The sequence below is a fragment of the Roseomonas sp. KE0001 genome (genome assembly GCF_016107285.1).
GTDB lineage: Bacteria > Pseudomonadota > Alphaproteobacteria > Acetobacterales > Acetobacteraceae > Pseudoroseomonas.
Genome location: NZ_RCVQ01000018.1, coordinates 1 through 24,056, shown reverse-complemented (window position 1 = coordinate 24,056; position 24,056 = coordinate 1). Strand labels below are relative to the sequence as shown.

General features: G+C 64.2%; 22 protein-coding genes. 12 read left to right on the top strand and 10 right to left on the bottom strand.

Going from position 1 to position 24,056, the window contains the following annotated elements; genetic code table 11:
• Both D9598_RS20080 and D9598_RS20075 read left to right on the top strand, forming a co-directional pair.
• The coding region (locus D9598_RS20080; protein ID WP_198368268.1) for a hypothetical protein at positions 1-281 on the top strand (281 nt) is incomplete at its 5' end.
• Positions 282-304: 23 nt separating this feature from the next.
• Entirely contained in the window at positions 305-1,003 is a 699-nt protein-coding gene (locus tag D9598_RS20075; protein WP_198368267.1) for a recombinase family protein, read from the top strand.
• 505 nt (positions 1,004-1,508) lie between these two features.
• On the opposite strand, the gene D9598_RS20070 is transcribed toward D9598_RS20075, so the two are convergent.
• Both D9598_RS20070 and D9598_RS20065 read right to left on the bottom strand, forming a co-directional pair.
• Positions 1,509-1,994: a hypothetical protein gene (locus D9598_RS20070; protein ID WP_198368266.1), complete on the bottom strand. Its 486-nt coding sequence runs from the start codon at positions 1,992-1,994 to the stop codon at positions 1,509-1,511.
• Between the two features lie 297 nt (positions 1,995-2,291).
• Positions 2,292-3,275, bottom strand: coding sequence for a PGN_0703 family putative restriction endonuclease (locus D9598_RS20065; RefSeq protein WP_232477475.1), 984 nt, complete (start codon positions 3,273-3,275; stop codon positions 2,292-2,294).
• 330 nt (positions 3,276-3,605) lie between these two features.
• On the opposite strand from D9598_RS20065, the gene D9598_RS20060 reads away from it, so the two are divergent.
• The 3 genes from D9598_RS20060 (at position 3,606) to D9598_RS20050 (ending at position 7,498) form a co-directional block, all read left to right on the top strand.
• Complete coding sequence (locus tag D9598_RS20060; RefSeq protein WP_198368265.1) at positions 3,606-4,190, top strand: hypothetical protein; 585 nt, start codon at positions 3,606-3,608, stop codon at positions 4,188-4,190.
• Positions 4,190-6,013: a hypothetical protein gene (locus tag D9598_RS20055; protein ID WP_198368264.1), complete on the top strand. Its 1,824-nt coding sequence runs from the start codon at positions 4,190-4,192 to the stop codon at positions 6,011-6,013. Before D9598_RS20060 ends, D9598_RS20055 begins: the two co-directional genes overlap by 1 nt.
• Positions 6,014-6,358: 345 nt before the next feature.
• The gene (locus D9598_RS20050; protein WP_198368263.1) at positions 6,359-7,498 is read left to right on the top strand and encodes a hypothetical protein; all 1,140 of its coding nucleotides are present in this window, start codon (positions 6,359-6,361) and stop codon (positions 7,496-7,498) included.
• An 80-nt stretch (positions 7,499-7,578) separates the two neighbouring features.
• On the opposite strand, the gene D9598_RS20045 is transcribed toward D9598_RS20050, so the two are convergent.
• The 3 genes from D9598_RS20045 to D9598_RS20035 all read right to left on the bottom strand — a co-directional run bounded on the left by D9598_RS20045 (position 7,579) and on the right by D9598_RS20035 (position 8,924).
• Entirely contained in the window at positions 7,579-7,797 is a 219-nt protein-coding gene (locus tag D9598_RS20045; RefSeq protein WP_198368262.1) for a hypothetical protein, read from the bottom strand.
• A gap of 95 nt (positions 7,798-7,892) precedes the next feature.
• Entirely contained in the window at positions 7,893-8,123 is a 231-nt protein-coding gene (locus D9598_RS20040; RefSeq protein WP_198368261.1) for a hypothetical protein, read from the bottom strand.
• A 375-nt stretch (positions 8,124-8,498) separates the two neighbouring features.
• Positions 8,499-8,924, bottom strand: coding sequence for a hypothetical protein (locus D9598_RS20035; RefSeq protein WP_198368260.1), 426 nt, complete (start codon positions 8,922-8,924; stop codon positions 8,499-8,501).
• 272 nt (positions 8,925-9,196) lie between these two features.
• On the opposite strand from D9598_RS20035, the gene D9598_RS21740 reads away from it, so the two are divergent.
• Positions 9,197-9,406, top strand: coding sequence for a hypothetical protein (locus D9598_RS21740; RefSeq protein ID WP_408906380.1), 210 nt, complete (start codon positions 9,197-9,199; stop codon positions 9,404-9,406).
• A 60-nt stretch (positions 9,407-9,466) separates the two neighbouring features.
• Here the strand turns inward: D9598_RS21740 and D9598_RS20030 are convergent, their stop codons facing one another.
• From D9598_RS20030 to D9598_RS20010, 5 genes are all read right to left on the bottom strand, one after another.
• Positions 9,467-10,180 (bottom strand): hypothetical protein, encoded by a 714-nt coding sequence (locus D9598_RS20030; RefSeq protein ID WP_198368259.1) that lies wholly within the window; start codon positions 10,178-10,180, stop codon positions 9,467-9,469.
• A 281-nt stretch (positions 10,181-10,461) separates the two neighbouring features.
• Positions 10,462-10,593, bottom strand: coding sequence for a ribbon-helix-helix protein, CopG family (locus D9598_RS21695; protein ID WP_370592095.1), 132 nt, complete (start codon positions 10,591-10,593; stop codon positions 10,462-10,464).
• A gap of 101 nt (positions 10,594-10,694) precedes the next feature.
• Positions 10,695-11,330 (bottom strand): AAA family ATPase, encoded by a 636-nt coding sequence (locus D9598_RS20020; RefSeq protein WP_370592094.1) that lies wholly within the window; start codon positions 11,328-11,330, stop codon positions 10,695-10,697.
• Between the two features lie 563 nt (positions 11,331-11,893).
• A complete protein-coding gene (locus D9598_RS20015) occupies positions 11,894-12,910 on the bottom strand; it encodes a DNA cytosine methyltransferase (protein ID WP_198368257.1) in 1,017 nt (338 codons plus the stop codon).
• Complete coding sequence (locus D9598_RS20010) at positions 12,907-13,368, bottom strand: very short patch repair endonuclease (protein WP_255528814.1); 462 nt, start codon at positions 13,366-13,368, stop codon at positions 12,907-12,909. Before D9598_RS20010 ends, D9598_RS20015 begins: the two co-directional genes overlap by 4 nt.
• Before the next feature lie 183 nt (positions 13,369-13,551).
• On the opposite strand from D9598_RS20010, the gene D9598_RS20005 reads away from it, so the two are divergent.
• From D9598_RS20005 to D9598_RS19980, 6 genes are all read left to right on the top strand, one after another.
• Positions 13,552-16,032 (top strand): sigma-70 family RNA polymerase sigma factor, encoded by a 2,481-nt coding sequence (locus tag D9598_RS20005; protein WP_198368255.1) that lies wholly within the window; start codon positions 13,552-13,554, stop codon positions 16,030-16,032.
• Between the two features lie 50 nt (positions 16,033-16,082).
• Positions 16,083-17,546 carry an ATP-binding protein gene (locus D9598_RS20000; RefSeq protein ID WP_198368254.1) on the top strand — a complete coding sequence of 488 codons (1,464 nt, stop codon included), beginning with the start codon at positions 16,083-16,085 and terminating at the stop codon, positions 17,544-17,546.
• A gap of 6 nt (positions 17,547-17,552) precedes the next feature.
• Positions 17,553-20,402, top strand: coding sequence for a Z1 domain-containing protein (locus D9598_RS19995; protein ID WP_198368253.1), 2,850 nt, complete (start codon positions 17,553-17,555; stop codon positions 20,400-20,402).
• Positions 20,386-21,405, top strand: coding sequence for a PD-(D/E)XK motif protein (locus D9598_RS19990; RefSeq protein ID WP_198368252.1), 1,020 nt, complete (start codon positions 20,386-20,388; stop codon positions 21,403-21,405). The genes D9598_RS19995 and D9598_RS19990 overlap by 17 nt, the downstream gene beginning before the upstream one ends.
• Positions 21,402-23,189: an AIPR family protein gene (locus D9598_RS19985; protein ID WP_198368251.1), complete on the top strand. Its 1,788-nt coding sequence runs from the start codon at positions 21,402-21,404 to the stop codon at positions 23,187-23,189. Before D9598_RS19990 ends, D9598_RS19985 begins: the two co-directional genes overlap by 4 nt.
• Before the next feature lie 557 nt (positions 23,190-23,746).
• On the top strand, positions 23,747-24,056 hold a 310-nt coding region (locus D9598_RS19980; protein WP_198368250.1), incomplete at its 3' end, for a hypothetical protein.

Sequence of the window (24,056 nt, the reverse complement as noted above, 5' to 3'; positions counted from 1 at the left end):
CGGGGATGGCCGATGCCGAGCGGCTGCCGCGCTTCGACCATATGGCTAAGGCGGCCGGCCTGAAGAAGATCTATGACTCGTTGTACGGCCCGATGTCCATGTTCGCGCACGGTGCGGGCACGCAGCTCCTGACCGGCGGACAAGATGGCTTCATCTGCTCGCAACTCCAGGCCGCCAGCGCCGTCGTACGGTGCGAACACCTAGTCCTCGCGAACCGCATTAGGCATTCGAGGACCACCACGGAAGCCGAGGTCGCCAGCATCTTCCAGGTGCTCCTTTGAGGGGACCTTCCGACCGTACCGGCATGCCCGGTCCAAAGGCTCACCGCTTTGTCGCCTATTACCGCGTCTCCACCGACAAGCAGGGTCGCTCCGGCCTCGGCCTCGACGCACAGCGCGAGGCGGTCGCCCGTCAGGCCGCTGCCGCGGGCGGGGCCGTCGTGGCCGCCTTCGAGGAGGTCGAGAGCGGCAGGCGCGGCGATCGCCCCAAGCTCGCCGCCGCATTGGCTGAGTGCCGGGCGCGGCGCGCCGTGCTGCTGATCGCCAAGCTCGACCGGCTGGCCCGCGACGCCCACTTCCTCCTCGGTCTTGAGAAGGCCGGCGTTGAGTTCGTCGCCGCCGACATGCCGCACGCCAACCGCCTCACCGTCGGCATCATGGCCCTGGTCGCTGAGGAAGAGGCCCGCATGACCTCAGCCCGCACCAGGGCCGCACTTGCGGCGGCGAAGGCGCGAGGAGTCAAGCTGGGAAATCCGCAGCTTCGGCCCGGCGACGGCGGGACGGCTGCCGGCGCACGCGCAGCCTGGTCGGCACAGGCGGCGCGACGCGCGGCAGAGGTGCTACCTTACATCGAGGCGGCCCGGCGCGCGGGCGCCACGACGCTGCAGGCGCTCGCCGATGCCCTCACAGCGCGAGGCGTGCGCACACCCCGCGGCGACGAGCGATGGCGGCCGTGGCAGGTGCGGCGCGTGCTCGACCGCGCGTCGTCAGGGCCGCCGGCGTGAACATCGCAGCCATGCGGCTCCTGTCGGGGAGTGAGGTGACGCCATCCGAACGGAAGATGCGGCTGCGGCTGATGAATGACATGGAGCGTGCCCTCTGTATGCGGGCGGGCGCAGGAAGCGCCGGCCAGGCCCATCCGCTGGGCTATGCCGGTGCTTCGCGACGCACTCACTGAAGTTCAGTGCATGGAGGGCCGGTCTCAACCCTGGAAATCGCGGCGATTTTGGCTGCCGAAGCCGAGGTTATTTGAAGATGCGACAGGCGATTTCATTGTGCTGATTTCAATTCGGCCGATCCGCGGGCGGAGTGTTTATTTTCTCGTCCGCCGCCTGTGAGCAGGAGGGGCTGAGCGCAAAGCTGTTGGGGGGGGGGCACAGGCATAATCAGGGGGAGCGGTAAGTCGCAGAAGGGCAGGGATCATTCATTCACCGTCTACCATCGAGGCTGGCCTGACGGGTAGCCAAGCCGGGCTCTGACCCCGGTTCTGGCGTTCCTGCCTGTGCATCATCAGAGCCGAATGTGCACGTCGATAGCATCAGGAGAGATCCTGAGCATTCCAGCCAAATTCCCCTTAAACGCCGATACTGTCGCCTTAATATCAGCGTTAGAAGCATCGTCCTTCTGACTTGGCTTGCTCGACTTTGCGATCACGACAGCCGCTAACTCTGCTGGATTCAACACAACACTTGCCCAGATAGGCAGGTATGGATTCCAACAAATCCGAGTGCTCGCTCCTCGTCGTCCCACAACAAAATCACCCAGTTCGTTTTCAGCGAAGGCTTGGGTGACGCCAACTGCCTGCTCTCTCGTGCATCGGCAGATCTCTTCTATGCGGTCGGAGGTAAGTTGATCTTCTATACATCCTTTTGTCGCCGCTTCCTGTCGGAGGTGATCAATGACGCACCTCGCCAAAGGATCCGCCTTGGCCAGGGCTTCAAAGGAGTCAGCAAAACCTTCCAGCGCTACCTTTAAGGTTCGCGACATCTCAACCATTGGTGGACTCCTTTCGTATATGAAGACCTTCATTAGGATATAGAGGTATTCATAAGAGTCAATGGGCGCTGATTGCTCCTAGGAGCGGGAAATGCAAATCCGCTCTCGGATGGATCCCACGCCGAACTTCCCCGCCCCTGGCTGACCAAGACTAGCGCGAGAGTAGGTAGACCTCAGCTGTAGGGAGCTGCCCGTAACGTTCCTGGTGTGTCCCGCTGAGGCAAGGCAGCCTCGACCCTGTTTCGACGCCCCCAACGCGTGCGCCAGCCAGATAAGTGCGATGCGGCACCCGGTCCGCTACGCGGCCAGCGCGTCCTGAAGCGCCGCGTCAGCCGGACGGAAGTCGAGGTACCGTTCCGCGATGAGGTCGGCGAGCGGCTCGGCACCGGCCTCGGCGAGCGCCGAGACGAAGAGTTCGAGGGTGAGCGCCTGGAACCGCGCCTCGGCGGGATCGAGCGAGACGAGGTGGGAGGCGTAGAGCGCCGTAGCTCTGCAGGCCTGCCGGTTCGGAAGGGGCGCAAGTACGACCACCCGCCCCTGCTCGTAGAGGCCGTTGCGCAGCATGGCGGTGGCGAGGAGCTGCTGCCGCCAGAATTGGTTCAGCGCACCACTACGCAGCGTGGGCGCGTTCGGCTCGATGAAGACGCCCGCCTGCCGCGAGAGCTCGTCGTAGCGTGGGCACGGCTCCACCCCCACGCCCCCGGGCGCCTCGGTGTACTTCACCTCGATCGCCAGGAAGGCGCTACGGCCGGTCGGGGTGGTGCAGCGGACCAGCACGTCGAATGCGGTGCGATCGCCGGTGAAGCGCGTATCGCCACGGCCTGGTGAGTGCTCGAAGACGATCTCGTTCACCACGCCGATAATGTCGGGCGCGAGCCGGCTGAGCACGGCGGTGGCGAGGGCGAGGTTCAACTTGAGCGGACCAAAAAGTGAGAAGGCGAGCGCTTGGCTTGAAAGCATGTTTTGCCAAAGGCGGCGCTCGTCGATCGCCGCACCGGGTTCGCAGTAGGCCAGTTCGCGGCGGATCAGCGGCATGAGGATAGAGTCGACGAGGTTGGCGCCTGCCGCGGCAGGCCGAAGGCCAAACCGGCTGCCGAGACGGCGCCAGCGGCCCGTGGCTGCGTCGCGATACCGGCCGGCAGCCAGGCCGCGGCTCTCGCGCCAGAGCGCCTGGGCGAGGCGCGCGGCGGCGCGGTAGCGGGTGTCGGTGGGCTCGTGGCAGGCGTGCCGGCGGAGCAGTTCAGGCGGCAGGCGAGGAACGAGGATCTCGGTAGGGGTCATGAGCTTCTCCGGCGAGCCCGGCAAGATGCCGGTGTGCCAAGAGATTCGCGGGAGCAGTTCCCAAGTTCAGGCCGCCGGCCTTTTTTATGATTGCCGATAGCGCGTCGATGACCCTGGCTGGCTGCGGCAGGCCGATGATGCTTGTGTGTATTCTATTTGTGCGATTGTGCGCCCCCTCTGTAGGCGCGATGTTGACGAAGACGACGTTGCCTTCGACTGAGTAGGGGGCCTCGTGACCATCTTGTTCGGCGTCCGACGATCCGTCTCGCAGCGCTGTAGAACGAACCTGCCTCCCACCCGCTTGCGCCGCGAGACGTGAGCGCCGGAACGATGGAACTGAACCAGCAAAACCCTAAGCTCGACCGTTGCGGCATGACCTGGGGAGGCAGCGTGATGGAAGAAGAGACGCCAGCGAAGGTGCGGGTAGGCAGGAAGCCAGCGGAGAGGGCCGCACGCGCGGCGCTTGGCCCGGAAGCGGCGGCAGCGGAGTATGTCCGAGCGTGGTCGAGGGCAGCTGAGGCCGCCGGACGGCAGCACCGGGCTGATCCGCTTTCGTTGCGCCTCCGGGCGGTGGCTCTGTTGCTGGCCAAGCCCGCGCTGCGAGCGCCCGAAGCGCTTAACCTCCTAATACCGGAGCACCCCGCGATGCGCCTCGACCAGGCGCTTGCAGCGGCCCGTGCAGCTATCGAACTGCGTCGGCAGCCTGTGACGGCGCACGAGACGGACGAGTGGGCTGAATGGCGTGGGGGCAGGAGGGACGAGGCACTCGCCCCCCTGCGAGCCTGTGCCGCAGCGCGGATCGACCTGACCGACACTGCGGAGGGGCTGTTCGTCGCGCCGACTTCCGAGGCTGCGCTGGCGCAGTCCATCGCAAGCCTCGCAGGCACTCTTCTCCGCCTGCTGGAGCGGGCGTGATGGCGACCGCTCCTCGAGACAACGCAGGTGCTTTGCACGAGGCACGCTCGCGGCTGGAGCGGGCATTGGAATGCTTGGAAAAGTCGTGCCGCGACGAGGTGCGCGAGCTGCACACTCAGTACGATTACGATGTGATGTCGCGCACATACCCGCAGAGCGTCGGAGCGGTTCGTCGTGCAGCGGGATATCTGGCCGATATGCTAGATGCAGGGCTAACGGCAATTCGGTCGGTGCCAGGGTACCTAGTGGCATGGAGCGGCGACGGGATACCTAGTGCCGAGAGCTCACAGGATCCCGTAGCACGTTGCGCAGATCTGACGCTGTGGCTCGTCGAGCTCTGCGTCTGCTTGCGAGCTTGGCGGGATGCGCCCGACCGGGAGGCATGGGCGCCGCACGTGATGCCAGACGAGACACCGAACGGCGAACCGACCGAGGCGGTGCGGCGTGCGCTGCACGCGGCGTCGTTCTACCTCCAGCAGAACGACGCACGACTGGGTCCGGTGGCGAGGACAGAACTGAACAATCGTGCGTCAGCCTGCGTCGCCCTGCAAGGTGACGAACCCGAGGCAGATCTTGCGAGGGTCGCTGAACTGTTCTGCGGAGTGGTTTGCGCCGTGATCGAACTGCTGGATCCCCATGTCCGTTTGCTGGGACAACGCCGGTCACCGGCAAACTGGGCGCAGCTCTTCGACGACGACGACGAGCCGCGGACGGAAGCCGCGATTGCGGCGCGTGATCGGCGGTATGCGGGTTGGCCGGAGCCCGAGCGGCGCACCCGGTTCCGGCCAACGTCGGGGAGCAGCCTCGACGAGGCGCTCGAACGCGGCGTGTTTGGCGCAGATGAGGAGGCGTATCGCTCAGCCTGGGTGCCCACGGACCCGCGCATCTACGAGGACAAGCGGGGCATGCCGCGCCGAGTCTACCTAGGGCCGCAGCCGGCGCCGCGGACCGAACCGGACATCACCCATGCACTATCGGCACGACATGTAAGGCGTATCTACAACGCGGCGGCTTTCGCCAATCGGACTGGGTACATCCTCAATGCAAAACTCACGGTAGCATGGTTCCTGCTCGAGGGCATGAACCCGGCGGAGCAGCTGCGGTGCTTTGGCAGCTATTACAAGAAGCTCAAGCAATGGTTCCGGGACCAGAGTGCGGCGCGTGTACCGGACGCCGCGGATCGCGAGCCGCGCATCATCCATGTGCACGAGAACCCGGGTGGGGCGAGCTTCCACACGCACTTTGCCCTGGCTGTGCCCGAGACGATGATGGCGGATTTCCGGGGCGCTGCCCAAGGAATGATGGCCCGCCTGGTAGGGAGTCATGGTCTGGAAGGCGATCGGCTGAAGAGGCTGGTGAAGGCGGAGGTGCGTCGGCCGGACCGTGATGCCTGCGTCGGGCAGTGGTTCTGGCTGCACTACATGCTGAAGGGAGCGAACCACGCAGAACTGCTAGTTGACCCCGGCCCTGGGCTATGCCGGAGGCTCGGCGACGTGCTGGCCTACCGGTACGAGGATCCAGGGCCGATGCCGGGATGCGAGCGGGTCGGGGTGACGGAGGCGCTAGGAGCCGAAGCGCAGGACGAATTCGCCGACGCGCGCGGTCGGCGATTTGGCTCGCTATGGGATGCACAGCTGATGTCGGGCGAGATCGACGTACGCTGGCTCTACTCAGACTACTATCTGCGGCAGCGGGAGGAGTTGCCTGACGGCGCGGGCGTTGCTCTGGCTGGTGGACGAGTGGAGCGGGAGGCTGAGGTATTGGACACCTTCCTTGGCGAGTTGCCGGCACTCGGCATCGGCGGCCTGCAGGCGCAGATTTAGTTTGATATTGCAATTAATAAGTTTTTTGTAATCAGCGTTTTAAGGCTGATGAAAGGGTGAGAGTGTTGCCTACACACGCTACTCCTCGCGAACGCTTGCGGAACGACGAGGCAGGCTATCGCTATCCAGTGCTTTCGACCTATTCCAGCGTCCAGGCCGGGTTCGCGTGACGAGGTTGCGATGGGATTTCGGCAGTCCGCCGTTGAGCCCGGACGTCCTACGGGGCTGGTGCGTGCTGTTTCCCGCTTGGCTGCTCCCGCCACTGTTCCTAGTGACCGCGAAAAGTGCAGGGCTAGACCGGGTTGCACGCCTCCTCCCTCGCGCCACGAACCGGAGACGTTCAGCATGAAGGTCCTCGCGTTCGCTACCTCCCTGCTGTGCAGCGTGTCCGCCGCCGCGCTCCCCGCCGCCGCGCAGGTCGCTGCCCAGCAGTCCCCGCAGGAGCAAAGCGGCATGGTGTCTCCGCTCGCCGCTAGCATGCGCGAGGCTAGGGCCTGGATGGAGCATCGGGTCCGCGAGGTCATGCCCCGCCGGGAAAACGAGGAGGAAGGCGGGTGGGAAGAGCGGGTCTCCGATAAGACCGACGAGATCATGGGGCCCTGGATGGAGCTGATGGGACGAGAAGCGCCCAACTGGCTGCGCAACATTGAGGCGGCCGATCGCCTGCCGCCCCATGCGCGCAGAATGGCCATCGGCAACGCCAATCAAGGGCTGGCCGAGCTGCGCCAGCGAGCCGACCAGTTAGCCGAGGCGCGCTTTCAAGCGTTCGCCAGGCTCGCCTCGATCCCGCAAGGGAACGCCAGAGACGAGATGGTTCACGCAATGGAGGTGCGCATCGCCGCCGTGATGCCGCGGATGCCGGGCGACGATGACGAGGTCTACCGAGCGAAGGTTTCGGAGGAGGCCGGACGCGTTCTCGATCCCTATTTCGAGGCGATGGACCGGCTGGAACAGGACCGGGTGCGGCACGAGGCCAATAAGCGCGGAGGCCGCGTCAACATCCCGGCCGCCGAGCGGCAGTGGGCGGAGCGCGTGTCGACCGTGACCGGCTTCGAGAGGCGGCAGATCGAGACCCGCTTCGGGCTGCTGATGGGGCGGATCGAGCGATACAATAAGTGGGAGGCCTTCAAGCGCGAGAATCCGCAGGAGGCGGCGCGCCAGGAACGCCTCGCCGCGGCGACTGAGGCACGCGAGCGGGCGCAGCAGACCCGCTTGGCGCAGTGGCAGGTCATCCATCAGCGCGAGCGCCAGTGCCAGCCGCTGCCTGAATACATCTCGGGAGCGACAACGCCGGAGGAGGCGCTGGCGATCATCCGTCGCACCGATCCCGATGCCGGCTGGCATCCGCAGACTCCTCGTACGCGGCCCCTTCCGGACGGGCGCACCGAACCTGCGGCCTTGCTCGCTATCCAGACGACAGAGGGTGACATCGCGCTCGCGCAGAGCTTCGAGGCATGCCGGAACTACTTCCGAATGAAACGCTGATCTATAGGCTTCTCCGACGGCCCGGACCGTATCAGTCGGACGTCGCTGCAGCGTAGTAGGGGGCGGTACCGGTCGTACCGCTAACGGCTACTACCTTCGGTGAAGCCGAAGATGTCGTTGATCTCGTAGATGAGGGTGTCGAACTCATTCGGCGGGTTGTCGATCTTGCCGGGCGGCCACACAGCGAGGCGCGCGGGATCAGTGTTGGACAGAGTGGGCGCATTGCCGGACGAAGGCAGCGGCCCGCGGGTATCGACATAATGCGCGCCCTTACGTTGGAATTGCTTGCTCGTAGTCATCCAGGAACTCCTCTCTTCGGTCCGCGCGCGAACGACATGTTTATTGGTGGCTGCCGTGCTTGCTGTGTCGGGCGATGAGGGGAAGCGGCTGGTCCTCACAAGTCGTCCGTCCGAGCCTTGATGAGTTGCTCGAGGGCGCGGAGACCACGGTGACGATAGGCTTCGCTGCCGGTACGGGTATCAAGATTGATGGCACCGGTGCGAGGATAGTAGCTGATGCGGCGACCAACTTTGATTTGGTACGCTGTCTTCTGCTCGTGCGGAATGCCCTTAGCCCGCAGCCAGGCCAAGGCCTCAGTCATGATGGGGTCATTGATGTGCATCATCGCGGTGCCTCTTCGTTCGCCTGTCTTCCAATGCCGAGTGGTCGCTCCTCCGCATTGGAAGGTAGGGAGAGGGAGGGTGGGAGGAGTGAGAGCGCAGCATGTCAGGCAGGGTGACAGCGTTGTGTCAGTAGGATGTCGGAGAGGATTGTTTCGAAGTTGCATATGGATATGGCGCCGACACGGTCTTCTCTGCATTCAATGCGAGGGATTTTTTTGCGTTCTCTGGTGGCGGCTCGAAAGGCCACCAACCTGGATACGCGGGCTGGAGCTCTTGGCGGCGGCGGAGCGGCCCATCCGCCTGAAAGCCTCGCTTCCTCGCAGTCGCTTTCCAAACACTTGCAGCCTGCCCCGAAAGCCTACTTTGGTATTTGGCGGTTATGCCCGGTCGCCGGCTGTGCTTTCGGGCGGCAGCCGCTTGGCACGGCTATAGTGCAGGTCGGGACACACCGAAGTTTGCTCCTGCGGCAACGCAAAGGCGGTGAGGACACGGGCCAGACGCACTGGGGCAAGAAGCTGACGGTCGGCGTAGATGACGAAGCGCGAAGGCGGCCTTTCGAATACGATACGTCCGCGCGGCCAGGCGTCGTACTCGGTGGCGACGACGATGGGGCGTAGCGCTGGGGCGGGCAACGGCAATGCGCGGCGGCGCCAAGCTTCCCAAGTGTCGTAGTGCCCGTGGGGAAAGGTAAGGCGATCGCCATAGAGCTCAGCTGTGTCGAGCGGACATGATCGGACCAGTAAATGTGTAATGCCTGATGCGTCCGCGACGAACCAGAAGATGCCCAGCAACGGTTCGTTCATGGCTCTGCGCCTCCGGTTTTGCTGCAGCTTCGCGGCAACGTATCGGAGTTCACTCCGCGCCGACTAAGTTATGAGCTAGCTGCTAGCGTCCCGACCGCGAAATAAGTGACCACTGCTGATCGGCTGTGATTCGCTGCGGGTCGCGGTGGAGATTGGGCATGGTGGCACCGAAGCCGGTTCAGATCGAGTTATCGGAAGCCGAGCGCGGTGAGTTGGAGGCGCGGCTGCGCCGGCGGAAGGTGGATCGCGGTGATGCGCTGTGGGCATAAATCGTGCTGCTGCCGGCCAAAGGGCTGAGCAACCTGGCGATCGTGGAGCGGCTTGGGGTGGCCCGCATGACGGTGGTCCTGTGGCGGCGCCGTCCCGCTTCCAATCCTGCAGTGTACACTGTACCTCCGGCCACGCAAAAGGGATCAGCGTCCGCTGCGAGGCCGCTCAGACCCGAAAGCTCTCAGCCCACATTTCACCTATCTCGGAAGTGATTCGCTCCTGATAATCAAGGCTTATCGGGCACGCCTCCTGCCTTAGCTACCCCGCCGTAATCATCTCCACTTCAATGCTTCTTCACAGGTCGGCACCTGCACCACGCCGATCATCTGGACCATCAGCGACCCGGCTCTGCTTCCTGAAATAGAGGATGCGTTTAATGGGTGAACAGCATTTCGCACCCCCCGGCGCGCCAGGGCATTGAGGGCCTGCACACGGCGTAGCCAAGCCTCCCGCCAGCCGGTGCTGGGCGTGGGAGCACGGCGCTCGGCCTGCTGTCCCTGCACGGCCTCTGGCGCCGGAAGCACTGCCTCCAGCAGCTCCAGCACCACCACGCCGCGCTGAGCATCATAGCGGTGCTCGACGTACCCGGCGGCGCGCAGCTCGTGGTAGGCGTACTGCACCGCCCGCCGGGTGTAGCCAAGCTGGCTGGCCAGCGACGTGGTCAGGGTGACCAAGCGTCCGGCTTGGTCGGCAAGCGACCGCACCAGCAGCAGCGTCGCCAGCGCGCAGCCTCGCAGATGGGTGACCGGATCCAAGCTGAGGTGCGGCACGTAGCGGCCGGTCGAGCGCGGCTCCCGGGCGCTGCGCGGCCGCGGCGCCTGAGGCTTCCGTCGGGCGTCCCAGCGGGCGTGCAGCGCATAAAGCGCCGGCAGGGTGTCAGCAAGGTCCAAGCCGCCGGCGAGGTGCTCCTCGGCTAGGCGCTTCGGGTGCAGCTCGCGCGGTGTGCCGGCCACCAAGCCGGCCACGCGCATCACCAGGTCAGGCATGGCTTCTGCCAGCCCGCAGGACGCAATTCCCCCACATCGCAAGAGGCTTGCGATTTCGAGGCCGTGCGCATAGCTTCGGGATTGTCACGTCGCCGGGGGCTATGCGCTCGGTATGAAGGGGGTCGGTTCTGCTTCGGCGGGGCTGGCCCTTTTCTGTTTCTGGCCGGCGGGATTGCGCGGCTGGGTGAATGATTCCCGGCCGCGTTGCAGATGACAAGCTAAATAGTTTCAGGTGCTTGTAAGCATACTTTCATGCTTACTTACATGTAGGTATGTGAGCCCTAAGCCCCCATTTTGCTTAGATATTCCTGTAAGGCGGCTTCGATGATCTCCTGCTTCGAGGTTTGGGCCTTGTGCGCGTGCTCACGAAGCCGGGCAACGGTGCTGGCCCTTACCCGGGACGTGAGCTGCACTAGGGGGTCATTCTCCGCTCGCTTCGGTGGCTCGGCGCTCACCTCTCCCTTGCGGACGAGAAGATCAGGGGTCAGCCGCGCTGCGGGTTTCGGGCTCTGGCTCACTTGGACACCCTCTCGAGGCGGGTCGCGATGTAGGACCACAACTGGCTAATCTCGTCGGCGGCCGGGGACTTGGCGTCTACCTCGCAGGCGGTGCGGCCGTCAGTCATAGAGGCGGCAAAGTCCACCCGGTTATGGACATCGACCGGGGCTAGGGGGCCGTGCTGGCTCAAAGCCCGGACCGCATCCACCTTCAGCTTGGACCGGGTGACCGCTTGGTTCACCACGAACACCATGCTCTTCTTGGCCCGCTCCACCAGATCCACCGTCGCGCCCACGGCTCGCAGGTCGTGAGGACTGGGCTTAGCGGGGATCAGCACCAAGTCAGCTTCGGCCACAGTGCTGGCGATGCTCTCCGTGATGGCCGGCGGGGTGTCGATCAGACAGAGCGCGATGCCGGCTTCGGCCAGCGCGTCGAGGGTAGCGCGGAGGCCGTCGGGGAGCACCCGGACTAGGACCGGAGTCTCAGCCTCACGGACGCCGAACCATCCGGACAGGTTTGCCTGTGGGTCTGTGTCGATCATGGCGACTGGGGCCATGCCTTGCCGTTCGGCTTCAACGGCAAGGTGGCCGGTCAGGGTAGTCTTACCGACCCCACCTTTCTGACTCGCTACAACTATGGTTTTCAACGCCACGCCCCTCTGCTGGCAAGCTTGCTTGCTTCCATACCAGAAAGCTTACTTTCCCTGGCAGCCAAGCATAGCACCGACAAGAAAGTAAACAAGATTATTGTAAGTATGATTTCATGTAAGTAAGAAAGATATCTTGCTTTTGGACCGGCCCTTCTCTGTACACCGCACTATCCTCACCCACGCCTGCCCGATGCCGCAGGCTGTGACACCATCACCAGCAACAGGATGGCCCCAATAAGAGGGATAAACGCGAGTGCCATACGGCGCGGCGCGTACCATGTCGGCCTGCCATCCAAACTTCACTGCATGGGTAGTCGATCTAGATGGCGTAAGCGTTGGTTCATACCAACAGAAGGAGGGACTGGGCTCGCTGCGCCAACCCAAAAGAAAGGCGCACCTGAAGGGGTACCGCCGAGTTTAGGGAGGAAACGTCCAAGAAAACAGCAAGGCGGAACTGCCAACTTGCTGCAGTGCACACAGTGCACTTCCGCGCTCACCTCGCAAGTAAAATGCTGCATCGCAGCATTCAAACTGCCGAGAAGCTCCGTCAGGAGGCCAAACTGTGTTCAGGCCAACTCACTCAACAGCTCCCCTTGCCGACCCTGTGTGTCAGCCCTTACGCCGTCATCTTCCTTTAAAAGGGATTTCACAACAGCCTTCATCACCGGTGGGGCTACGCCATTGCCGAGCAGGCGGATGCGGTCGCGGCGCTGTCCAATGCTCTCCAGGCTGTAGCCGCCCCGGAGCCCCATCGCCCGCATCAATTCCGGAACCTGGAGCATGCGCAGCATCGGCGTGCGCCCCTGCCATGTCACCAAGCCGAACCGATCAATGGTGGTGACAGTCCGCAGCGGACGGTTCAGGGGCTGCCAACCGCCACTGGAATCAGAGCCGTAGTAGACGATGAGGAAGGGGGTGCCACGCGGGAGGGCGGCCATGGCTCTCTCGGCCCGTTCCAGTGTGGCTTGGGCCCTGCTCTCGCTCCTCAACGGTGTGCTCTTCCAGGTCCCGGGAGGATCCAGTATCTCCTCGACGGTTCTTGTCCTGGTCCATGGTGTGGGAAGCACAGCGTCAGGCTGCCTTTCCCGATCGGCCAGGATGAACATCCGTCGCCGGTTCTGCGGCACACCGAAATCCGCAGCATCAAGCACCACTGTCCGGGTCTGATAACCGAGCCTGTGCAGGCTATCCAGCAGCGGGCGATAACCAGACCAGCTCCGCATGTGGACGACGTTCTCGACTACCACCCAGCGGGGCTTCAGATCCTGGGCAAAATTGATGACGTATCGGGCTGTGGCCCGGCTGGCCTCGTCCTTTGGCCGGTTCCCTCTGGCACAGGTGTGATTGGTGCATTCCGGCGATGCCAGGAGCAGGTCGATCCGACCGAGATCGCCCAGAACCGCAGGGCGGGTATCCTCCTCCAGCCGCAGGGTCTCGGCGCGAGCTCCGGGGAAGTTCTTGCAGTACGCCTTGGTGGCGAGGTCCCAGGCGTCCACGCCGCAGACAATCTCGGCGCCTGCCTTGAAGGCGCCCCAGCTGCTGCCGCCACCGCCCGCGAAAAGATCCAGTACTCGTGGCTTCATGTGGCCGTTCTACCAGGTTGCGCGGCCGACGCCAGGCGCTTCGGTGCATCCAGCGGTCGTTTTCTCCCGCTCCGTATGGCCTGGACCACGCGGGTTGCGCAGGCCTTAGCATTGGCCTTCACTTCGTGCTCCCAGATGCGGAGCACCCGCCAGCCCTCGGCCCGGAGACGCCTGAAGTTCCGGAGGTCCCTCTGGCGGTTGGCTTCGATCTTGGCCTCCCACTTCTCGGAGAGCTTGTCTCTCCAGTTCCGGAACCGCCAGCCATGCCAGAAGTCTCCGTCCACGAAGACGACCACCTTGTGACGCCGGAAGACGAAGTCGGGGCGACCCGGAAGATCTCTGACATGCGACTCGTACTGGAAGCGAGTCGGCTTCAGAGCGGCTGCCATGGCCAGTTCGGGGCCGGTGTCCTTGCCTCGGATGCGGGCCATCACAGCCGACCTCTTCTCCGGAGACATGATGTCCCCTCGATGCCTTCTGGCAGTCATTCCGGGACGATAGACCTGGGCATGGCGTCTTCCAAAAGGGCGGTTCTCGGCTCGTCTTCATACCAGAATTATGCTGTCGCCCTGCTTTTGTTGCGCGAGCATAAATGCGAACATAACCGCCGATAGTGGATAGATCTGTCCAGAACGAACCGATTGAGCAAAGAAGCTTCTCTCAGCACTCTCTTCCGCCTGACCCTCGCGTCGGGTGTTCCCGCAGCAGTATCGTTCCATCTGAAGCGTGGCGCACCCTTGAATGGCCAGGACGGAAAGGGCCGCACCCCTCTGATCCTGGCGGCAATGCGCGGACATGCCGAAGTCTGTCGGCTGCTGCTTGAGGCTGGTGCTGATGCCGCCACTCGGGATGCCGATGGCCGGGACGCGCTCGCAGCTGCACAGGCAGCCGGGCACTCCCCTGTTGTCGCGCTGATTGCAGGGTACTGGAGCGCTGATGCGGTGAGCGCATCGGAACAGGCCCTTCCGCCAGAGGTTGACCGCCGCGAGCCGTATCAGGAATGCACTGCAACCCCTGAACCACCAGACGCTCCCCGCTTCCCTCTGGAAGACGACGGCCTTTGCCCGGGCAATCGCCCGGAAGGGGATACGGCGCCCACTGCCACGTTGCTGGCGCTGGATACCGCGGCAGCACGCATGGATTTGGCAGAGACTGCCGAGGATGACGCTGGGGCAGAACTGGCCGACGGGTGGGTTGCGGATGATGGAGAGCAGACCGCCGCCCCTTCAGCCGATGAGGGGTCGGAAGTAGAGCCCGTTGCAAGCCAAGGCATGGTAGCCGCGCCTCCGATCCTGGCCGAGCCACCAAGCCCGGCAGCCGGATCTTCTACCGCGGATCAACTGTGGGAACCCGAGCCCGAGCCGCTGCTCCTCATGTCGGCGATCGACATCGAGAGGGCTGCGGCCGCACTCGATGCGCAGCTGACCAGTCACGCCGCATCCACCACCGACCAGGACTGGGCCGACACCGACCTGGACCTGCCTGGAACGGCACCGGCATGGGTGGCCATGTTCGTGGAGGGGTTCGACGGGCACCGTGCAGTTGTACGTCTGCTGGAGGCGGCGCTCCGCCATGGATGGGTGTCGGAGGGGGCTCTCGATGAATTGGCGATGCACGCCGCAACGCGCAACAAGGAAGAGGCCGTAACCACCGCTCTCCGCACCGCACTCGGCGACCTTGGCGTGTTGGTCGAGCGGGAGCATGCGCTTGATCTGTCGCGGGATGCCGATGATGACTCGGCAACGGGCAGCTCTTCCCTCCACAGATCGGACATTGCCGACACACTCGAACTCCTCGACGGCATGGCGGGAGCCCTTCCTGACGCGGAGAGCCTGCTGCTGGAGGAGGCGGCGCGTGCACGCATCCCCTCTGCCTCCGAGGAGGTGCGCCTGTTCCGGGAACTGGCGTCGGCTCGTCGGGATCTGCTGAAGCTGACAGCTTCCAGCGCCTCCATCCCGGCCACCCTGCGGTCCTGGGCCGACCGGCTGGATGCCGGCCTTCTCGTATCGAGGGATGTTTCGGACGCCGATTGGACTGCGGCCCAGGAGGACGTTGACGACGCCTCGAATCGATCCAGCGAGGAGGAGGGTTCGGTGGCGAAGGGGCTGGCGGCGAGCCTCAGAGAGGCCGCCCGGAGGGACGCGGATGCGGGCGATGCGGAACGGATCCTGTCAGCGATGGCACTGACAACCCGCCGCTTACTGGAACTGGCCGAGGGCGCTCTTCCTCCGGGAAGACGATCTGCACCCCGCCGCCGCACAGCGCCGGAACACATCTCGGAGAACACGCTGCAGGGCGTCCACCTGTTGCGCCGTGCCTCCACGAGCGTTCAGGCATCCGGATCCGCGGCCACTGTCGAATCGGTACTGGAACGGTACCTTGTTCTGAGAGAGATGATCGTCAAGGCGAACCTGCGTCGCATCGTCTGGCACGCACGGCGATACGCACGGCCTGCGGTGCCTTTCCTCGATCTCGTTCAGGAAGGCCAGATCGGCCTGCTCAGGGCGATCGACAAGTATGATGTCGAGCGCGGCTGGCGCTTCGGTACCTACGCAACGTGGTGGATCCGGCAGTCGATGAGCCGCTGCGTGCAGGACACGGGCCAAACTGTCCGCATCCCCGTCCACCTGCTGGAGCGTATGGCCAAGACACGGCGGCACGCTGATGCCTTCAGGGTGAAGCATGGCTTCAAGCCATCGTCCCTCGATCTTGCCCAGGTGACGGAGCTTGATGTACGGGCAGTCGAGCGGGCTCTCGCCGCCGAACGTGAAGTCATGCCGTTGGAGGAAGCTGCAGGTCTGTCCGCCGCGGCGGATCATGAACCGGGTTTGACCAGGGAAGCCTGTGTTCCGGAGCTTGTCGACCCGGAGACACCTCTTGCAACCGTTCTTCAGAACGACCTGAGACTTGCCTTGCTTGACGCGTTGCAGAAGCTCGACCAGCGGGCAGCGCGCATCCTCGACCTGCGCTTCGGCATCACCGATGGTCACCCTCTCACACTTGAGGAGGTGGGGCAGTCGTATCGGGTAACCCGTGAACGGATCCGGCAGATCGAGGCGAAGGCACTCGATCGGCTGCCCCGGCACCTTCCCTCGCGCCACTTCGAGAGCATGGTCCCGTGACGGGGCATCCAGGCCAGAAGAGGATCGCCGCGCCACCACGGGCCGCGGCGATGATCGAGGCCTTGCGAGGCCTGGGCTACTCGACCTCGACAGCCCTGGCGGACCTGATAGATAACAGCATAGCTGCAGGCGCTTCGCAGGTGGACGTGTCCTTCACCTGGGCGGGAGCCGCATCACGCGTGATCATAGCCGACAATGGCAGCGGCATGACGGCTGGGCAGCTCGAGAAGGCCATGCGGCTCGGTGATCGCAGCCCGCTCGAGCCGCGGCTGCCGGGCGACCTGGGGCGGTTCGGCCTCGGGCTGAAGACCGCGTCCTTCTCGCAGTGCCGACGGCTGACCGTCGTGTCCCGCAGGCAGGGAATAACGGCGTGTCTGCGATGGGACCTTGACGAGATCGCCGCGGCGGGGGGACGGGACTGGGAACTGCTCGAAGGCCCGGCGCCCGGTTCGGAGGACCTGCTGACGCTCCTGGATCCTACCAGCCACGGCACGCTTGTCGCCTGGGAAGTCCTCGACCGCCTGCTGACGCCCGGCTTCCGCGAGCAGGACCTGCTCGACCTCATCGACCGCGTCGAGCGCCATCTGGCCATGGTCTTCCATCTCTACATGGAAGGGCCTCGGGCACGTCTGCGCATCACGCTGAACGGCAGCCGCGTGAAGCCATGGGATCCCTTCATGACAGACCATCGCGATACGTGGTCATCCCCGGAGGAACGCTTCGCCAGCTCTTCCGGTCCTGTCACTGTCCAGGCCCATGTCCTGCCCCACAAGGATCGGCTTGATGCGCGAACCTACGAGGATGCCGCCGGCCCTGACGGCTGGACGGCGCAGCAGGGCTTCTATGTCTACAGGCAGGGACGCCTTCTTCTAGGAGGATCCTGGTTGGGGCTCGGGCGCGGGCGGTCGTGGACGAAGGAGGAGGCTCATCGGCTCGCACGCATCCGCGTGGAGATCGGGAATGCCTCGGATGCGGCATGGAAGATCGACATCCGGAAGTCGACGGCGCGACTTCCGGTCGAGGTTCGCTCGAAGCTGACAGCCCTCGCCGAGGATACCCGAAACCGCGCACGTCGCGTCTTCGCGTGGCGTGGCAAGAATCTCGCAGGAAGAGTGACTGGCCAGCCGGTTGTCCAGGCCTGGGCGGCGATTCACGATTCTGACGGCGTCCGGTACCGGATCGACGAGCAGCATCCCGCCGTGGCTGCGGTCCTCCAGCAGGCCAGTGAGCTTGTTCCTCTCGTGCGCGCCATGCTCCGCGTCGTGGAGGAGACGGTGCCGGTTCAGCGCATCTGGCTGGACACGGCGGAGGCGAAGGACACGCCCCGCACCGGCTTCACGGCCAGTCCGCCAGCCGAGCTCCACCAGGTGCTGGATGTCATGTACCGGAACCTCGTCCATCGGCGTGGACTGACGTCTTCCGAGGCTAGGCAACGTCTTCTTCTGGCAGAGCCTTTCGACGCGTATCCCGATGTTGTTGCCGCCCTTCCCGACCTCCCTCCAATCGAGATCTGACACGCCATGGATGCAGCACCGGAAAGCCATGCCCAGAAGGTGGTGAAGTTCGTTCAGGAGCTGCTGCTTGACGAGCCCGACCGGAGCCGCATCGGCCCAAGGCTGATCGGCGAGCAGATCGATGTGGTGCTGCGGATGAAGCCAGCCTGGGGAGAGGGGCTCGACCGGGCTGCCATAACGGAGGAGCTCGTCCGCCGCTTCAGCATGTGGATCGGTCGTGATGGAACCCTGAAGGATGAGGCCGGGCATGTCGCTTGGCTTGATGCAGAGAGAAAGCGCGACTGGCGCCTGTGGCGGCGTTATCGCGAATGGCTCGAAAGGGATCTTCCTTCGGACGCGCTCGATGCCCTTGACCGATCCACCGACGGCATCCTCGGCCTGCTGGAGGATCCGCAGAGACCGGGCGACTGGGATCGTCGAGGCTTGGTGGTGGGGCATGTACAGTCGGGGAAGACCGCCAACTACACCGGACTGATCTGCAAGGCGGCGGACGCCGGTTACAAGATCATCATTGTCCTCGCCGGACTGCACAACAATCTCAGGGCCCAGACCCAGATGCGGCTGGACGAGGGCTTCCTCGGCTATGCAACGGCACCGTCACCAGGCGATACGACGACGATCGGCGTCGGCGAGATCGACGGCGACCCATCCATCCGACCCAATTACGTGACCAACCGCACGGACAAGGGCGACTTCTCGACACGGCTGGCTGGCAACCTGGGCATCAGTCCCGAGCAGCGGCCATGGCTCTTCGTCGTGAAGAAGAACAAGACCGTCCTGACCCGCCTCCTGTCCTGGGTCCAGAATCATGCCGCCGACAGCCGGGATCAGGAGACCGGGCGGAGACTCGTCACGAAGCTGCCACTGCTGCTGCTGGATGACGAAGCGGACCATGCGTCAGTGGACACTGGCGAGCAGGTGTTCGACGAGCAGGGACGCCCGGACGAGGAGCACTCGCCGACCGTCATCAACCGCCTTGTCAGGCGCCTGCTCCATTCCTTCACGCGAGCAGCCTATGTCGGCTATACGGCCACGCCGTTCGCCAACATCTTCATCCATGACCGCGGCTATACGCGTGAGGAGGGTCCGGACCTCTTCCCGAGCTCGTTCATCGTCAATCTCGCAGCGCCGTCGAACTACGTCGGTCCAGCAAAGATCTTCGGCCTTCGCGGGCCCACGGGCCGCGAGGGAGGCCTCCCCCTGGTCCATGAAGTCTCCGATCATCAGGACGAGGCAGAAGCCTCCGGCTGGATGCCGCAGGGCCACAAGAGCCACCACCGGCCGAGTGCTGACGAACTGCCCGGATCGCTGCACGAGGCCATCCTGTCCTTCCTGCTCGCCTGTGCCGCCAGGAAGGTCCGCGGGCAGGGCCAACGTCACAGCTCAATGCTCATCCACGTCACCCGCTTCACTGCCGTTCAGGCCGAGGTCCATCGGCAGGTCACGGAGATCGTCCGAGGCATCTCCCAGCGCCTCCGGCGAGGGATCAGCAGCGAGAAGCTTCTGGCGGATCTCCACGCGCTCTGGGACAGGGACTTCATGCCCGTCACGGCAATGATTGCCGGACGTGGCGATGATCCATCGATCACTCCCCTGGCATGGGAAGCAATAGCCGCCGTTCTCCCGGATGTGGCCGCCGACGTGGAAGTCCGGATGATCAACGGCACGGCGAAGGATGCCCTCGACTACGCTGACAATGCAGGTCGTGGCCTGAAGGTCATTGCCATCGGGGGCGACAAGCTGGCCCGTGGCCTCACCCTGGAAGGCCTCTGCACGAGCTACTTCCTGCGTGCCTCGCGGATGTACGACACGTTGATGCAGATGGGGCGCTGGTTCGGCTACCGGCCCGGATACCTCGACCTTTGCCGGCTCTACACGACATCCGATCTCATCGAATGGTTCGGCCATATCGCTGACGCGTCAGAGGAACTCAGGGAGGAGTTCGACATGATGCAGGCCAGCGGCGGCACCCCGAAGGACTACGGCCTCAAGGTCCAGTCGCACTCGGTGCTGATGGTCACATCGCGGCTCAAGATGCGCTCGGCCAAGACGATGATGCTGTCCTTCAGCGGACAGGTTGTGGAGACGGTCGCCTTCCATCGCGACCCGGCAATCCTTGCTTCCAACCTCAAGGCGCTCCGCTCGCTTGTGGAGGAGATGGGCAGTCCGACCGAGATGTCGCCGATCCAGCGCAAGAGACCGGACACGCGGCAGGAATGGGAAGGTGCGCTCTGGGATGACGTACCTGCCCAACGGATCGTCACCTTCCTCGCGAACTACAGGACCCATCCCGAGGCCCACAAGACGAGTGCAGCCCACCTTGCCGAGTTCATCGATTCGATGGCGCGCACCGGTGAACTGACGTCGTGGACCGTGGCGATACTCGGCGGCGGCAGTCGCCGCCCCATCGATCTGGGATCTGGTGTGGTGGTCAAGATGCCGGAGCGTAAGGAGCGTACCTCGACCCAGGACCGCTTCTCGATCGGCCGCCTCCTGGCACCACGCGACGAGGCGATCGATCTCGAGGCAGACGCATGGACTGCCTCCCTCGCGCTGACGCGGGAGATGTGGCGCGCAGATCCGGCGCGCTCACAGGGCCAGGAGCCCGATACACCAAGCGGTGTTGCCATCAGGCGCGTCAAAGGTTTCGGTGCAGCCGGCGTCCCGGCCCGACCGGACAAGGGTCTGATGCTCCTCTATGTACTCGACCCGCAGCTGACGAAGGCAGGCCTCCCCGAGGACGTGGAGGGTGTTGTCGGGCTCGGCATGAGCTTCCCCGGCAGCCGCTCGGGCGTGAAGGTGGCTTACATGGCAAACAACGTGCTCTGGGAGCAGGACTATGGCTCCTCCGAATGACCCGCTTCGGCTGGCTGAAGCCTGGCGGGCGCTGGCCGGTCTGGATGGCGAGAAAGGATGGCGCAGCACCTACCTCGCCAGCATCGGGTCCTGCCGGATCATGGCGGCACGGCACATGCCGGACGATCGTGAGGGGTTGCTGCTGGGCTTCCAGGACGTCAGGCCCCCCTCGCCGTCCGAACTGCCTGCGGGACGGGGCTTCCACGTCGAGATCGTGCGCGAGCCCGCACTGCCACGCCTCGTGCTGATCGCCCTTGCACGGCAGCCAGGGGCGCAGCTCGACCTCTTCGGGGCGATGGCACAGGACCTCCTGTCCGTGATCCGCGTCGAAGAGAGCACGCATGATGCGCAGGTCGTCATGGTCCGCGTAGTCGCAAGGATACGGGCTTGGCAGGATTTCATGCTGAGGGAGCGTGGCGGCATCCTGAGCGAAGAGGACGAGATCGGCCTCCATGGAGAGCTCCACGTCCTCACGAAGCTGACCGAGAGTCTCCAGGATGCCGTGGCGGCCGTGGGAGCTTGGGAAGGTCCCATGCGAGGCCTGCACGACTTCGTGCTCCCGGTTGGAGCGATCGAGGTGAAGTCCTCGGTCGCGGTGGCCGGCTTCAGGGCAGCCATTTCGTCGCTGGACCAGCTTGACCCGGCGGTACGGTCGCCTCTGCACCTCGCGGCGGTCCGCCTGAGGGATGATCCCGTGGGCCTGACGCTTCCGGAGCGGGTAGCTGCAACACGCGAAGCGCTGTCCGGATCTCTTGCGGCCGCATCCGACTTCTCGCACAGGCTGCTCCGCTACGGCTACATCGAGGCAATGGCGGCGCACTACACACGCCGCCTGAAGCTCGATGACATGCGCCTCTTCAACGTCGCCGATGGTTTCCCGGCCCTGACGGCCAGAGGGGTACCGCGCGGCGTCGTCTCGGCGTCATATGTCATCGACCTCGATGTCCCCGGCCTTACCTCGGCCACCCTTCCCGATGTCCTGCAGGATGCAAGATCGCCATGACGCTCGACGAATTCCTTGTCCAGCTCCAGGCTGACATCCGCGAGCGGATGGAAAGCGGCGACGCGCCGCCCTACAGTGAGATGGTGTTCGCCGAGCATGTTATGGACCACATGGCCGAGATCGGCATGACCTCGGATCCTGTCACCTGCCACTACGATGCGATGGTCGATCGGACAAAGCTGCGGCTGAGCGGCTATGCGGTCAGCAGGGACGACGAGCAGCTCGATCTGTTCGTGAGCCTCTATTCCGGCAGCGAGAAGCCGGTGTCGATTCCTGACAGCGAGACGACCCAGGCTGCCACCCGCTGCCTCGCGTTCCTGACAAAATGCGCGGAAGGTCGCTTGGCATCGCGCATTGACGCAGCCAATGACGCCCACGAACTGGCGCAGATCATCGAGATGATCTTCCCGAAGCTCGACCACATCACGGTGCATGTCCTGACGGACCGTGTTGCCAAGTCGAAGAACTTCAAGAGCAGGGAAGTCAATGGGAAGACCGTCCGCCTCGAGGTCATGGATGTCGAGCGGCTGTACCGGCATCTCTCGGAGGGGAAGCCACGGGACGAGATGATCCTGGACTTCAAGACACTGTCCGGATCGCCCCTGCCCTGCGTCCTTCTCCCGGGTGAGGACACCGTCTACAGCACCGCCTTGGCTGCCATTCCGGGCGAGGCGCTCCGGCTGACCTACGAGAAGTTCGGTGCTCGCCTGCTCGAGGCCAACGTGCGCTCCTTCCTAAGCGCCACGAACAAGGTGAACCGCGGCATCCGTGACACCCTGCGGTCGGCACCGGAGCACTTCGTGGCCTTCAACAACGGCATCGTCGTGATCGCGGATGCGGCGGGCTACGAAGCGACGCCGGAAGGCGGTCCAGGCATCGCGTGGCTTCGCGGTGTGCAGATCGTCAACGGTGGACAGACCACGGCTTCCATCTACTTCACGAAGAAGAAGACGCCGGATGTCGACCTTCGTCGCGTTCGGGTTCCGGCGAAGATCATCATCGTTGGTAACGAGGACGAGCAGGGTGAGAGTGCAAGGGAGATCCTTGTCGCGAATGTCTCCCGGTTTGCCAACAGCCAGAGCGCGGTGAAGGTTTCGGACCTGTCAGCGAACCGCCCATTCCATCGAGATTTCGAGCGACTGACGCAGGCTACATACTGCCCGGACGGCGTGACCAGATGGTTCTACGAGCGTGCAGCGGGTAGCTACAATGTGATGTTGTCCCGGAAAGGCGACACGCCGCCTCGGCTCAAGAAGCTGAAGATGGAGTTCCCGCAGACGCACAGGGTCAACAAGACTGAGCTTGCCAAGTGCCTGATGGCATGGGCTGGCTATCCTGATATTGCCAGCCAGGGCCTGCAGAAGAATTTCGAGAAGTTCAGCGCTTTGCTCGACGAGGAGGAAGGTGCAAAGCGATGGCCCCTGGCAAACGCGGCCGATATGAAGCGGATCATCGCACAGGTCATCATCTTCAGGGCCGTGCAGAAGGTTGTTCGTCCACTGCTGCCTGCCTTCCAGGCCAATGTCATCGCCTATACCGTCGCGTTGATGGGTCAGCGCCTGAAGGACAGGATGGACCTCGACCGCATATGGACGGACCAAGCTCTCGCCCCGCACTTAGTCGCGGTGGCCATCGAGTGGGCGCCGCACGTGGACAAGGCGCTGCATGAATCGGCGGCAGGCCGGATGGTCTCGGAACGGGCGAAGCGGCCCGAGTGCTGGGAGCAGCTCCGGTCCATCACCATGCCGATGCCGCAGGAAGGAGCGAATCTGCGAAGCGCTTGAGGCACGTGGCGAGCGTCAGCTCGCCAAGGCCGCACGCGAACTCTCGATGGCCCTGATGCATGCAGCCGAGGCATCATCAAAAGGAACACCAGGGCCCGCGAGCGGCCTCACCTCTAGCAGGCGCGGAACTCTGCCAACATGCGGGTTGCCCTCCATCACAGCGAGCCAACCGGCTAGGCCTTGGCTGCGAAGTGCATTCTCGGCGTTGCACACCTCCTCATCGGAAGGGTCAGACGCGTAGCCGAGGGTGACATAGCGACCATCCGTGCCGAGCACGATCCACCGCCGTTCCCTCGATCGCCCGTTTACCGTCGACATCAATTTCGTCCTCTGCAGCAACATGAATCTGCCATGACTGCCCCTACATATGCCAGTTCACAATCCCTCAAATGGTCATTTCAGATTGTGAAGCAGCTGAACAAGGGGCAGGATAGGGATTGGACCACACTCCGAGAGCTCATGGGTTGACCATTTCAGCCGACATTCTCACGGCCTCCTCCCTCGCTCGCCGTGCGTCGGAGGCCTTTCGAGACGACCTCCCGGTCCTCCGACGCGCGGTGAGCACCACGGACGAAGTTGGCCGCTACCTGCTCGATCGGGTAGCGGTGGCAGCTGACCATGCAGCCGGCTGCGCGATGCTCGGCGAGGCACGTCTGGCGGCGCCGGGCGCCGTAGTAGCCCGCTCGCTGCTGGAAGGCTTCTTCGGCACCTACTGGGCGTCCCTCGACAATGCCAACGGCCGCCGGCTCATGGAGGCGACGAAGCGCGAACTACTGCGCATCGCATGCCTGAACCTCAAAGCCGGACATGCGACAATCCGGGACCGCGGGACAGGCGAGGATCGCACGCGCGAGTTCCTGCGGCACC